This window comes from Pseudomonas sp. NPDC077186, assembly GCF_044543505.1.
In the GTDB taxonomy this organism is placed as follows: domain Bacteria; phylum Pseudomonadota; class Gammaproteobacteria; order Pseudomonadales; family Pseudomonadaceae; genus Aquipseudomonas.
Map to the genome: position 1 here is coordinate 188,191 of NZ_JBITWE010000003.1, position 12,713 is coordinate 200,903.

The 12,713-nt window shown below is 67.4% G+C and carries 12 protein-coding genes and 1 pseudogene; 4 read left to right on the forward strand and 9 right to left on the reverse strand.

The features are described from left to right. Positions 1-31 precede the first annotated feature (31 nt). The 3 genes from gpmI (at position 32) to ACIGKL_RS12815 (ending at position 4,249) form a co-directional block, all read left to right on the forward strand. Positions 32-1,564: a 2,3-bisphosphoglycerate-independent phosphoglycerate mutase gene (gene gpmI / locus ACIGKL_RS12805; protein WP_397487021.1), complete on the forward strand. Its 1,533-nt coding sequence runs from the start codon at positions 32-34 to the stop codon at positions 1,562-1,564. Between the two features lie 108 nt (positions 1,565-1,672). Next, positions 1,673-2,914, forward strand: a complete 1,242-nt coding sequence (locus ACIGKL_RS12810; protein ID WP_397487022.1) for a murein hydrolase activator EnvC family protein — start codon at positions 1,673-1,675, stop codon at positions 2,912-2,914. Between the two features lie 30 nt (positions 2,915-2,944). Further along, on the forward strand, positions 2,945-4,249 hold the full coding sequence (locus ACIGKL_RS12815) for a S41 family peptidase (RefSeq protein ID WP_397487023.1): 1,305 nt from the start codon (positions 2,945-2,947) through the stop codon (positions 4,247-4,249). 126 nt (positions 4,250-4,375) lie between these two features. On the opposite strand, the gene ACIGKL_RS12820 is transcribed toward ACIGKL_RS12815, so the two are convergent. From ACIGKL_RS12820 to ACIGKL_RS12860, 9 genes are all read right to left on the reverse strand, one after another. Further along, complete coding sequence (locus ACIGKL_RS12820; protein ID WP_397487024.1) at positions 4,376-5,131, reverse strand: substrate-binding periplasmic protein; 756 nt, start codon at positions 5,129-5,131, stop codon at positions 4,376-4,378. Between the two features lie 129 nt (positions 5,132-5,260). After that, the gene (locus tag ACIGKL_RS12825; protein ID WP_397487025.1) at positions 5,261-6,016 is read right to left on the reverse strand and encodes a substrate-binding periplasmic protein; all 756 of its coding nucleotides are present in this window, start codon (positions 6,014-6,016) and stop codon (positions 5,261-5,263) included. Positions 6,017-6,111: 95 nt separating this feature from the next. Beyond that, a complete protein-coding gene (locus tag ACIGKL_RS12830; RefSeq protein WP_021443393.1) occupies positions 6,112-6,846 on the reverse strand; it encodes an ABC transporter substrate-binding protein in 735 nt (244 codons plus the stop codon). A gap of 160 nt (positions 6,847-7,006) precedes the next feature. Beyond that, positions 7,007-7,777, reverse strand: a complete 771-nt coding sequence (hisF, locus tag ACIGKL_RS12835; RefSeq protein ID WP_004374000.1) for an imidazole glycerol phosphate synthase subunit HisF — start codon at positions 7,775-7,777, stop codon at positions 7,007-7,009. Between the two features lie 76 nt (positions 7,778-7,853). Beyond that, entirely contained in the window at positions 7,854-8,591 is a 738-nt protein-coding gene (gene hisA / locus ACIGKL_RS12840; RefSeq protein ID WP_122109694.1) for a 1-(5-phosphoribosyl)-5-[(5-phosphoribosylamino)methylideneamino]imidazole-4-carboxamide isomerase, read from the reverse strand. Positions 8,592-8,632: 41 nt separating this feature from the next. Further along, positions 8,633-8,887 (reverse strand): DUF2164 domain-containing protein, encoded by a 255-nt coding sequence (locus ACIGKL_RS12845; protein WP_397487026.1) that lies wholly within the window; start codon positions 8,885-8,887, stop codon positions 8,633-8,635. Next, positions 8,887-9,525: an imidazole glycerol phosphate synthase subunit HisH gene (gene hisH / locus ACIGKL_RS12850; RefSeq protein WP_169968912.1), complete on the reverse strand. Its 639-nt coding sequence runs from the start codon at positions 9,523-9,525 to the stop codon at positions 8,887-8,889. The genes ACIGKL_RS12845 and hisH overlap by 1 nt, the downstream gene beginning before the upstream one ends. After that, on the reverse strand, positions 9,526-10,119 hold the full coding sequence (gene hisB / locus ACIGKL_RS12855; protein WP_397487027.1) for an imidazoleglycerol-phosphate dehydratase HisB: 594 nt from the start codon (positions 10,117-10,119) through the stop codon (positions 9,526-9,528). A gap of 152 nt (positions 10,120-10,271) precedes the next feature. Next, entirely contained in the window at positions 10,272-11,489 is a 1,218-nt protein-coding gene (locus ACIGKL_RS12860; protein WP_397487028.1) for a sterol desaturase family protein, read from the reverse strand. Between the two features lie 94 nt (positions 11,490-11,583). Here ACIGKL_RS12860 and ACIGKL_RS12865 point away from each other — a divergent pair. Continuing rightward, positions 11,584-12,682 (forward strand): annotated as a pseudogene (locus tag ACIGKL_RS12865) (NAD(P)/FAD-dependent oxidoreductase). Positions 12,683-12,713 lie beyond the last annotated feature (31 nt).

The following is a 12,713-nucleotide window of genomic DNA, read 5'->3' on the forward strand; positions in this document are numbered from 1 at the left end:
CCCGCCCATCGACCCAGAGCGAGCCAGCTTAATGAGCGCCACGCCCAAACCCTTGGTTCTGATCATCCTCGACGGCTTCGGTCACAGCGACAACCCCGAGCACAACGCCATCCACGCCGCCAACACGCCGGTCTACGACCGCCTGCGCGCCAGCTATCCGCACGGCCTGATCTCAGGCTCAGGCATGGACGTCGGCCTGCCGGACGGACAGATGGGCAACTCCGAGGTCGGCCATATGAACCTCGGCGCCGGCCGCGTGGTGTACCAGGACTTCACCCGGGTGACCAAGGCCATCCGCGACGGCGAGTTCTTCGACAACGCCGCGATCAACCGGGCGGTGGACCAGGCCGTGGCCGCCGGCAAGGCCGTGCATATCCTCGGCCTGCTGTCCGACGGCGGCGTGCACAGCCACCAGGACCACCTGGTGGCCATGGCCGAGCTGGCCGTGCGCCGCGGCGCCGAGAAGATCTACCTGCACGCCTTCCTCGACGGCCGCGACACCCCGCCGAAAAGCGCGCAGGGCCCCATCGAGCTGCTCGACGCCGCCTTCGCCAAACTTGGCAAGGGCCGCATCGCCAGCCTGATCGGCCGCTACTTCGCCATGGACCGCGACAACCGCTGGGACCGCGTCGAGCAGGCCTACCAGCTGATCGTCGAGGGCAACGCCCAGTTCAGCGCCGCCAGCGCCGTGGAAGGGCTGAACGCCGCCTACGCACGCGGCGAGAGCGACGAGTTCGTCAAGGCCACCAGCATCGGCGCGCCGGTTCGGGTGGAAGACGGCGACGCCGTGGTGTTTATGAACTTCCGCGCCGACCGCGCGCGCGAGCTGACCCGCACCTTCGTCGAGCCCGCCTTCAAGGAGTTCGCGCGCCAGCGCGCGCCGCAGGTCGGCTTCGTCATGCTCACCCAGTACGCGGCGAGCATCCCGGCACCGGCCGCCTTCGCCCCCGAGGCGCTGACCAACGTGCTCGGCGAATACCTGGCGAAGCACGGCAAGACCCAGTTGCGTATCGCCGAAACCGAGAAATACGCCCACGTCACCTTCTTCTTCTCCGGCGGCCGCGAAGAGCCGTTCGCGGGCGAAGAACGCATCCTCATCCCCTCGCCGAACGTCGCCACCTACGACCTCAAGCCGGAGATGAGCGCGCCGGAAGTCACCGACAGGATCGTCGAGGCAATCGAGCAGCAGCGTTATGACGTGATCGTCGTCAACTACGCCAACGGCGATATGGTCGGCCACACCGGCGTGTTCGAGGCCGCGGTCAAGGCCGTGGAATGCCTCGACGCCTGCGTCGGCCGCATCGTCGAAGCGCTGGACAAGGTCGGCGGCGAAGCGCTGATCACCGCCGACCACGGCAACGTCGAGCAGATGGAGGACGAGTGCACCGGCCAGGCGCACACCGCGCACACCTGCGAGCCGGTGCCGTTCATCTACGTCGGCAAGCGCCCGGCGCGCATCCGCGAAGGCGGCGTGCTGGCCGACGTGGCGCCGACCCTGCTGAGCCTGATGGGCCTGGAAAAACCGGCGGAAATGACCGGCACCTCCATCGTCCTGCTCGACTGAACCTCGATAATCCGCCAAACGCCCCGCGCCTTGAGGCCTGGGGCGTTTTTTTTGCCCGGCGGCGCGGGCATACTAGGGCCCATTCCACCGCCAGGTGTCGCCCCACCCATGCTCCGCATCCTCGCCCTGATCCTGCTCAGCAGCCTGATCGCCCCCGCCCTTGCCGACCAGCGCGCCGACACCCAGCGCCAGCTGGAAGCCGCACGCCAGGACGTGGCCGAGCTGAAGAAGCTGCTGGAGAAACTGCAGCAGGAGAAATCCGGCGTGCAGCAACAGCTGAAGAAGACCGAAACCGAGATGGGCGCGCTGGAAGGCCAGGTCAAGGAGCTGCAGCGCGAACTCAAGGGCAGTGAACAGGAAATCCAGCGCCTGGATCAGGAGAAAAAAAAACTCCAGAGCGCACGCACTGAACAGCAGCGGCTGATCGCCATCCAGGCCCGCGCCGCCTACCAGAGCGGCCGCCAGGAGTACGTCAAGCTGCTGCTCAACCAGCAGAACCCGGAAAAGTTCTCGCGCACCCTGACCTACTACGACTATCTCAGCCAGGCGCGCCTGGAACAGCTCGCGGCGTTCAACGAGACCCTGCGCCAGCTGGCCAACGTCGAGCAGGAAATCGCCAACCACCAGGCCCAGCTGCAGGCGCAGAAGGCCGGCCTCGACGAGCGCCACGCCAAGCTCGCCGAGGCGCGCAAGGAGCGCCAGCAGGCGCTGGCCAAGCTCAACAGCGAATTCGCCAGCCGCGACCAGCGGCTCAAGGCGCGCCAGCAGGAACAGGCCGAGCTGGGCCGCGTGCTGAAGACCATCGAAGAGACCCTGGCGCGTCAGGCGCGCGAGGCCGAGGAGGCGCGCAAACGCGCTCTGCTGGCGCAGCAGGCAGAGCAACCGCGACCGGGCAACCCGCAGCCGAGCGGCCCGCAGGTCAGCTCCGGCGCCACCTATGGCGGGCCTTTCGCCAACGCCCGCGGCAAGTTGCCCTGGCCGGTCGATGGCCGTTTGGTGGCACGCTACGGAACCCCGCGCGGCGGCGACGCTCGTACTAAATGGGACGGCGTGCTGATCGGAGCGCCGGCCGGCAGCCAGGTGCGCGCCGTACACGGCGGCCGCGTGGTGTTCGCCGACTGGTTGCGCGGCGCCGGTCTACTGGTCATTCTCGACCATGGCAACGGCTACCTGAGCCTCTACGGCCACAACCAGAACCTGCTGAAGAATGCCGGTGACCTGGTCAAGGCCGGCGAAGCCATCGCCACCGTGGGTACCAGCGGCGGCCAGGATACGCCGGCACTGTATTTCGCCATTCGCCAGCAGGGTCGCCCCAGCGACCCGGCGCAATGGTGCCGCGCGCAGGGATAGGCGCCGTTTTCCGCTAATTAGGAGTTCGACATGTCGCATCGCTTCCGTCCCACCTGCCTGGCCCTGGCCCTCGGCCTGCTGCTCGGCGCGCCCGCCCTGCAGGCGGCCGAGCCCGCCCCCGCGGCGGCGAGCAGCAAGGCGCCGCTGCCGCTGGACGACCTGCGTACCTTCGCCGAGGTGATGGACCGGATCAAGGCCGCCTATGTCGAACCGGTCAGCGACAAGACCCTGCTGGAGAACGCCATCAAGGGCATGCTCAGCAACCTCGACCCGCACTCGGCCTACCTCGAGCCGGAAGCCTTCCTCGAACTGCAGGAGAGCACCAGCGGCGAGTTCGGCGGCCTGGGCATCGAGGTCGGCATGGAAGACGGCTTCGTCAAGGTGGTCTCGCCGATCGACGACACCCCGGCCTCCAAGGCCGGCATCCAGCCCGGCGATCTGATCGTCAAGATCGACGGCCAGCCGACCAAGGGCCTGTCGATGATGGAAGCGGTGGACAAGATGCGCGGCAAGGCCGGCAGCAAGATCGAGCTGACCCTGGTGCGCGACGGCGGCCGCCCCTTCGACCTGACCCTGACCCGCGCGGTGATCAAGGTGCGCAGCGTCAAGAGCCAGATGCTCGAGGACGGCTACGGCTACCTGCGCATCTCGCAGTTCCAGGTCAACACCGGCGAGGAAGTCGGCAAGGCGTTGAACAGGCTGCGCAAGGACAACGGCGACAAGAAGCTGCGCGGCCTGGTCATGGACCTGCGCAACAACCCCGGCGGCGTGCTGCAGGCGGCGGTGGAGGTCACCGACCATTTCCTCAAGAAGGGCCTGATCGTCTACACCGAGGGCCGCCTGGCCAACTCCGAGCTGCGCTTCAACGCCGACCCGGCCGACGCCAGCGAAGGCGTGCCGCTGGTGGTGCTGATCAACGGCGGCAGTGCCTCGGCCTCGGAGATCGTCGCCGGCGCCCTGCAGGACCACAAGCGCGCGGTGCTGATGGGCACCGACAGCTTCGGCAAGGGCTCGGTGCAGACCGTGCTGCCGCTGAACAACGACCGCGCGCTGAAACTGACCACGGCGCTGTACTTCACCCCCAACGGCCGCTCGATCCAGGCCCAGGGCATCGTTCCCGATATCGAGGTGGCGCGCGCCAAGCTGACCCGCGAACAGGACAACGAGGGCATCAAGGAAGCCGACCTGCAGGGCCACCTGGGCAACGGCAACGGCGGCGCCGACCGCCCGAGCAAGGCCAAAGCGGCCCAACCGCAGCGCCCGCAGGACGACGACTACCAGCTGAGCCAGGCGCTCAACCTGCTCAAGGGCCTGAGCGTGACCCGCGGCGGCTAAGGCGAAGCGGCGAAATGAAAAAGCCCGGACCTGTCCGGGCTTTTTTCTTGGCTTTGTCCTAGGGTGCGCCGTGCGCACCGAAAAACGGCTGGTGCGCGCGGCGCACCCTAGGTTCCGAGCCGAGCGTTACAGGTAGTTCTCGGTGATGTCGTCGATATAACCCTCGGCGCGCAGCTCGTCCAGGGCCTTCTGCAGGCGCTCGACCACCTCGTCCGGGGTGTCCTTGTTCAGCGCCAGATAGAGCTCGGCGTCGTTGAAGCGCAGCACGGTGGTCAGGCCGCTGACATCTTCCTGCTTGGCCAGGTAGCGGCCCACCGGGTCGGTGGTGGCCCACAGGTCGATCTGCCCGCGCACCAGCTTCTTCACGTTCTCCTGATCGCGCAGGGCGTTGACCGGCTGCAGGCCCTGGCTCTCCAGGTGCTGGCTGACCGCGTCGTTCTTGTAGGCGCCGATGCGGTACTGCGCGGCGTCCTTGAGGCTGGCCACGCTGAGGTTGTTGCCGGGCGCGGCGAGCAGCACCCAGCCGGTCTTGGCGATCGGCCCGACCCACTTGAACAGCGGCTGGCGCTCGGGCGTGAAGGTGGTGGAGAACAGGCCGTAGTTGGGCTTGTCCAGGGTCAGGCGGTAGAGGCGATCCCAGGGGAAACGCAGGGTCAGGGTGTAGTCGATGCCGGCACGCTTGAACATCTCGCGCACGATATCGGCGCTGATGCCGTCGATGCCGTCGTCGCGGGCGAAGTTCTTGTCGTCCACCGCCATGTTGAAGGGCGGGAAGTTCTCGGTCAGCAGCACCACCTTGTAGTCCGGCGGCAGCTGCGCATGGGCGAAACTGCTGCCGAGCAGCAGGGCGACAAACAGGCTTTTCTTCAGAGTGTTCAGCATAAGACGTACCGCTCGCATGATTTGTGGTTATGGCTAGCGACATCCTTGCGTGGACCCGAGTCCGGTGATTGGCACTCGAAGGTTCTGCCGTCCATGGCAAGCGACCGGCTTTTGGCCGGTCGCAGGGTCTTACAGGTAGCTATTGAGGATATCGTCGACGAAGCCCTCGGCGCGCATCTGGTCCAGCGCGGCCTGCAGCTTGGCGACTAGCTCGTCGGGCATTTCCTTGTTCAGCGCCAGGTACAGCTCGGCGCTGTCGAAGCGCAGCACCGTTTTCAGCCCGGAGATGCCTTCCTGCTTGGCCAGGTAGCGCCCGGCCGGATCGCCGGTGGCCCAGAGGTCGATCTGCCCGGCCATCAGCTTCTTGGCGTTCTCCTGATCGCGCAGCGCGGTCAGCGGCTGCAGGCCCTTCTCCACCAGGTGTTCGGCGATGGCGTCGCCCTTGTAGGCGCCGACCTTGTATTGCTTGGCTTCGTCCAGGTTGTTCAGGCTGATCGGGCTGTCGCCCTTGGCCAGCATCACCCAGTCGTCCGGACCGATCGGGCCGACCCACTTGAACAGCTGCTCGCGCTCGGGCAAACGAGCAGTGACGAACACGCCGTAGCCGGGTTTCTCCAGCGCCAGCTTGTAGATGCGATCCCAGGGGAAGCGCAGGGTCAGGCTGTACTTGACCCCGGCACGCTGGAACATCTCCCTGACGATATCCACGGCGATGCCGTCGATATTGTCTTCCTGGGCGAAGTTCTTGCCGTTGATGGCCATGTTGTAGGGCGGGAAATTCTCGGTCAGCAGTACCACGCTGTAGTCCGGGTCCACTTCGGCGCGCGCGGCAGCGGTCAGCACCACAAGGGTGCCGCCAAGCGCGAGGAGCAGGCGTTTGAACATAGATCTTCTCGTTCTTCTGAAAAGGCAGACCCCGCCAGAATAACCAGCACTTATGCCGCAGCACAGTGCCGGCGTGACAATCCTGGCAAATTGCCTCAATACCGGGCCTCGATGGCCTGCAGCACACCCTCGGCGCGCAACGCGTCCAGAGCCGTCTGCAACTTCTGCACCAGCTCGTCGGGGGTCTGCCTGTTCAGCGCCAGGTAGAGCTCGGCGGTATGCAGGCGCTGCACCACCCTGAGGTTGTCGATGCCTTCCTGACGGGCCATGTAGCGCCCCGCCTGGTCGGAGGTGACCCACAGGTCGATCTGCCCCTTGTCCAGTTTCCGGGCGTTCTCGTTGTCGCGCAGCGTGGTCTGCACGCTCAGGCCGCGGTCGAGGAGGAACTGAGTCTTGGCATCGCCCTTATAGCCGCCGATGCGGTAACGCGCGGCGTCCTGCAGGTTGGCCAGTTGGATCGGGCTGTCGCCCCTGGCCAGCAGCACCCAGTGATTGGTGGCGATGGGGCCGACCCACTTGAACAGCGCCTCGCGCTCCTGGGTGCGCGCGGTGGAGAACAGGCCGTAGCCGCCGTCCTCGAGGGTCTGCTGGTAGACCCGCTGCCAGGGGAAGCGCAGGATCTGCTGGCACTCGACCTCGGCGCGCTGGCACACCGCGCGCAGGATATCGGCACTGATGCCGCTGACCCCCTCGCCCTTGGCGAAGTTGCTGCCGTTAACCGACATGTTGAACGGCGCCAGGTTCTCGGTAAGCAGCACCAGCGCCTCCGCGCGCGCCAGACTGGCGCCGCAGAACAGGAAAACAACGGCAAATAGCCGGAAAGCGGACATAGGGACTCCGTGTCGGGAAAGTTCGGGATGCAGGGCGCGCAGCCGCACCGGGCGGCGGCCGAAGGGCCTGGGCGCAGGGGCGCCATGCTAGCGCCATCGATGGCATTGTGCCGTCGACTCGCCCGCAGCTTTGGCCGGCAGAACGCCGGCCAGCAGGAGATCAGCGCACGACGATGCCGCGGCTGGCCAGATAGGCCTTGGCCTCCGGCACTGTGTACTCGCCGAAGTGGAAGATGCTCGCCGCCAGCACCGCGTCGGCCTTGCCTTCGAGGATGCCGTCGGCCAGGTGCTGCAGGTTGCCGACGCCGCCGGAGGCGATCACCGGCACGCGCACCGCCTCGCTGATGGCGCGGGTCACGCCGAGGTCGTAGCCGCTCTTGACGCCGTCCTGATCCATGCTGGTGAGCAGGATCTCGCCGGCGCCCAGGCCTTCCATCTTGCGCGCCCACTCCACGGCATCCAGGCCGGTGGGCTTGCGCCCGCCATGGGTGAAGATTTCCCAGCGGCCCGGCTCGCCCGGCGCGGAAACCCGCTTGGCGTCGATGGCGACGACTATGCACTGCGAGCCGAAACGCGCCGCGGCCTCGCCGACGAACTCGGGGTTGAACACCGCGGCGGTGTTGATCGAAACCTTGTCGGCGCCGGCATTGAGCAGGTTGCGGATATCCTGCACGGTCCTGACCCCGCCCCCCACCGTCAGCGGGATAAATACCTGGCTGGCCATGCGCTCGACGGTGTGCAGGGTGGTGTCGCGACCGTCGACGCTGGCGGTGATGTCGAGGAAGGTGATCTCGTCGGCGCCCTGCTCGTCGTAGCGCCGGGCGATTTCGACGGGGTCACCGGCGTCGCGGATATTCTCGAACTTGACGCCCTTGACCACGCGGCCGTTGTCCACGTCGAGGCAGGGGATGATGCGTTTGGCCAGTGCCATGGCGACTTCTCTCGTAGGGTGCGCCGTGCGCACCGGTAACCCGTCAGGGGTGCGCACGGCGCACCCTGCCCAACTCTCAGCCCTTGAAGCTGTCGCAGAAGGCCTGCGCCTCGGCCACGTCCAGGGTGCCCTCGTAGATGGCGCGGCCGGTGATGGCGCCGATGATGCCGGGCGAGCGCGCCAACAGCAGCTTCTCGATATCACCGAGGTTGTGGATGCCGCCGGAGGCGATCACCGGAATCTTGCTCGCGGCGGCCAGGGCGGCGGTGGCCTCGACGTTGCAGCCCTGCATCATGCCGTCCTTGGCGATGTCGGTATAAACGATGGCGGAGACGCCGTCGGCCTCGAAACGCTTGGCCAGGTCGGTGGCCTGCACGCTGGACACTTCAGCCCAGCCGTCGGTGGCGACGAAACCGTCCTTGGCGTCCAGGCCGACGATGACCTTGCCGGGGAAGGCCTTGCACGCCTCGGCGACGAACTCGGGTTCCTTGACCGCCTTGGTGCCGATGATCACGTAGCTGACCCCGGCGCGCACGTAGTGCTCGATGGTTTCCAGGGTGCGAATGCCGCCGCCGATCTGGATCGGCAGGTTCGGGTAACGCTTGGCGATGGCGGTGACGACTTCACCGTTGACCGGCTGCCCCTCGAAGGCGCCATTGAGGTCGACCAGGTGCAGACGACGGCAACCGCCCTCGACCCACTTGGCGGCCATGCTCACCGGGTCATCGGAGAACACCGTGGAGTCTTCCATGCGGCCCTGGCGCAGGCGCACGCAGGCGCCGTCCTTCAGATCGATAGCGGGGATAATCAGCATCGGTTGAACCTGCTCAAGTCTTGGAATTCGGAAAAAGGCGCTCAGCTCTTCTCGAGCGCCCAGAGGTCGCTCTCGATGCTGTCGAACCTGTCCTTCAGGTGCGCCTGCACGTCGAGAATCGCCTTGTTGTAGTAGTGCGGTGCCAGCTCGCGGGTGATCAGGTCGAGCACTTCCTGCACCTCGAAGGTGCCCAGCTCGAGCTCGAAACGCTGGTCGAGAAAGCGCTGCAGCAGCAATAGCGCGGCCTGCTCCTGGGCAGGCTCGAGCGCCAGGCTGGGGACCTTGCTGCGCGCCATTACCAGCGGCCATCCCAGGCGGCGAAGTTCTGCAGCAGCTGCAGGCCGTGGGTATGGCTCTTCTCCGGGTGGAACTGCACGGCGAAGCGCGAACCCTCGGCCAGCGCGGCGGCGAAGTCCTTGCCGTAGTGACCGCGACCGACCACCTGCTGCGGCTTGCCGGCCTCGATGTAATAGCTGTGCACGAAGTAGAAGCGCGCGTGATCCGGAATGTCGTGCCAGAGCGGGTGCTTGACCGCCTGCGCCACCTCGTTCCAGCCCATATGCGGCACTTTCAGGCGCTCGCCGTCTTCGCTCAGGTCCTTGCCGAAGAAGCGCACCTGGCCGGGGAACAGGCCGATGCAGTCGACGCCGTCGTTCTCCTCGCTACGCTCGAGCAGCGCCTGCATGCCGACGCAGATGCCAAGGAAGGGACGGTCGGCGCTGACCTCGCGCACCAGCTCGTCGAAACCCAGGCGCTTGATCTCGGCCATGCAGTCGCGGATCGCGCCGACGCCGGGGAACACCACGCGGTCGGCCTCGCGGATCACCTTGGCGTCCGAGGTCACCAGCACCCGGCCGGCGCCGACGTGCTCCAGCGCCTTGGCCACCGAGTGCAGGTTGCCCATGCCATAGTCGATTACGGCTACGGTCTGCATTTATAAACAACCCTTGGTCGACGGCATCTGCCCAGCCATGCGCGGGTCCAGCTCCACGGCCATGCGCAGCGCGCGGCCGAAGGCCTTGAACACGGTTTCGATCTGGTGGTGGGTGTTGTGCCCGCGCAGGTTGTCGATGTGCAGGCTGACCAGGGCGTGGTTGACGAAGCCCTGGAAGAATTCCTGGAACAGGTCGACGTCGAAGTTGCCGACCACGGCGCGGGTGAAGGGCACGTGCATCTGCAGGCCGGGACGACCGGAGAAATCGATCACCACGCGCGACAGCGCCTCGTCCAGCGGCACGTAGGAATGGCCGTAGCGGGTCATGCCCTTCTTGTCGCCGATGGCCTTGGCGAAGGCCTGGCCGAGGGTGATACCGACGTCCTCGACGGTGTGGTGGTCGTCGATATGCAGATCGCCCTTGCACTCGATATCGAGGTCGATCAGGCCATGGCGGGCGATCTGGTCGAGCATGTGCTCGAGGAAGGGCACGCCGATGTCGAAGCGCGCCTTGCCGCTGCCATCCAGGTTGATCGAGACCTTGACCTGGGTCTCCAGGGTGTTGCGCTCGACGAATGCCGTACGTTCGGCCATCACCAGCTCCACAAATTGCCAACGGAAAAAGGCCAGCATTATAGGCGGGCCAGGGGCCGCGCGGCTACCGGCGGCGGTCGGATCGCCAGGCCAGGGGCGCAATCGCCAGTCGTGACCAGTCATGTAGGGTGCGCCGCGCGCACCAATGGCCCTCAATCAGGCAGACGCACTCGCAGCGGCCGCGCCAGCAAGCGCCACAGCCAGCCCAGACTGGCCAGGCCAGCGAGCGCGACCGCCAGCGCCCAGCCCCACTGCCCCGGCGCCAGCCACTGCGCCCAGACCAGCGCCAACGCGGCCATGGCCAGCTGGCGCGCCAGCTCCAGGCGCCAGAAGGCGTGCCCCTCGAACAGCAGGCCGAGACTGACGCAGCCGGCGAGGCTCAGCCCGGCCAACAGCCAGGGCTCCCAGAACGCGGCGCGCGCCAGGCTGAGCAGAAAGCCCAGGGCCAGCGCGTTGATCAGCAGGAACTGCACCAGGGCGTAGGCCCTGAGCGCGGCCGGGTAGGCGCAGTCGAATTTCTCCGCGCCCATCTTCGGCCAGGGCAGCTGGCGCACGTCGGCCGGGCGCCAGCCGGTGGGCATCCACCACAGGCGCAGGCGATCCCACCAGGAGCGGGTGGCCCGCGCATCGGCCCAGAGCAGGCGCCACCAGGAGAACTGCAGGCGGATCGGGTCGAAGGTGCGCACCGGCGTGGTCACCCCGTAGCGCACCGGCTCGCGCTCCTCGGCGAAGGTGCCGAACAGCTTGTCCCAGAGGATAAATACGCCGCCGTGGTTCTTGTCGATGTAGCAGTCGTTCTGCCCGTGGTGCACGCGATGCAGCGAGGGCGTGACCAGCACCCGCTCCAGCCAGCCGAGGCGGCCGACGTGCTGGCTGTGAATCCAGAACTGATAGCCCAGCTGCACGCCGAGCAGCAGCAGGAACAGCGGCAGGGGCAGGCCGAGCAGCGCCAGCGGCAGGTAGAAGGGCCAGTCGAAGGCGGTCTGGAAAGCGCCCTTGCGCAGCGCGGTGGAGAGGTTGAAGTCCTCGCTGGAATGATGCGGCTGGTGCGCGCCCCACAGCAGGTTGTAGCGATGCAGGCTGCGGTGCGCCCAGTAGAAGCACAGGTCCACCGCGACGAAGCCGAGCAGCCAGGTCCAGGGCGAGCTCGCGTCCAGCGTCCACAGCCGCGCATGTTCATAGAGCCAGGCATAGGGCAGGATCAGCAACAGGCGCAGCGGCCCCTCCAGCAGCAGGCGCAGCACCGCGGTGTTGACGCTGGTGGCGGCGTCGGCCAGGCGCCAGGTGTGGCGGCCGCTGTGCCGCTCGTAGGCCAGCTCCAGCAGGATCAGCAGGATGTACAGGGGCAAGGCGAGTACCGCGACGTTCATGGCCACCTCGTGCTTCTTGTTATGCTGCCAGCCTAATCCGCGAACGCCGCCCGCGCGGCAGCCAAACCCGCCAAACAGCAGCACCGAACACGCCATGCACAGCATCGACACCCTGATCATCGGCGCCGGCGCCCTCGGCCTGGCCTGCGCCGCGCGCCTGGCCGAAGCCGGCCGCGACACGCTGATCCTCGAAGCCGAGGGCCTGATCGGCAGCCACGCCTCCAGCCGCAACTCCGAGGTGATCCACGCCGGCCTCTACTACCCGCCCGGCTCGCTCAAGGCCGAGCTGTGCCTGGAGGGTCGCGAGCGCCTGTACGCCTGGTGCGCGCAGCACGGCGTGGCGCAGCGGCGTATCGGCAAGCTGCTGGTGGCGGTGGAAGAAGACGAGATCGCCAGGCTCGACGCCCTCGCGGCCAACGCCGAGGCCTGCGGTGTGCGCGACCTGCAGGCCGTCGACCAGGCCCGCCTGCGCGAGCTGGAACCGGCGCTGCGCGGCGTGCGCGCGCTGCTCTCGCCGAGCACCGGGATCATCGACAGCCACGCCTATCTGCAGTCGCTGCTGGCGGTGGCCGAGAGTCGCGGCGCGCAGCTGATCCTGCACAGCCGCGTCGAGCGCCTGCGCCGCGACGACGACGCCTGGCTCGCCAGCGGCCACAGCGCCGGCGAGCCGTTCGAGCTGCGCGCGCAACGGGTGGTCAACGCCGGCGGCCCGTTCGCCCAGCGCCTCGCCGCCACCATCGACGGCCTGCCGGTGCCGCCGCTGCACCTGTGCCAGGGTCGCTACTTCGGCTACAGCGGCCGCTCGCCGTTTTCCCGGCTGATCTACCCCATGCCGGAAGCCAACACCGCCGGCCTGGGCATCCACGCCACCCTCGACCTGGCCGGCCAGCTGCGCTTCGGCCCCGACGTGCACTGGCTGGACGCCCTCGACTACCGGGTCGACGAGCGCCTGCGCGCGCCCTTCGCCACCGCCATCGGTCGCTACTTCCCGGCGCTCGATCCGGCGCGCCTGCAGCCCGGCTACGCCGGCGTGCGCGCCAAGCTCAGCGGCCCGGGGGGAACCGCCCGCCGACTTCCTGATCCAAACCCCTGCCGATCACCGCCTGCCCGGCCTGGTCAATCTGTTCGGCATCGAGTCGCCGGGGCTGACCGCCAGCCTGGCCATCGCCGAACGGGTCGCCGCGGCCCTGTAACGCTATACTCGGCGCCCATTATCGACGGCCG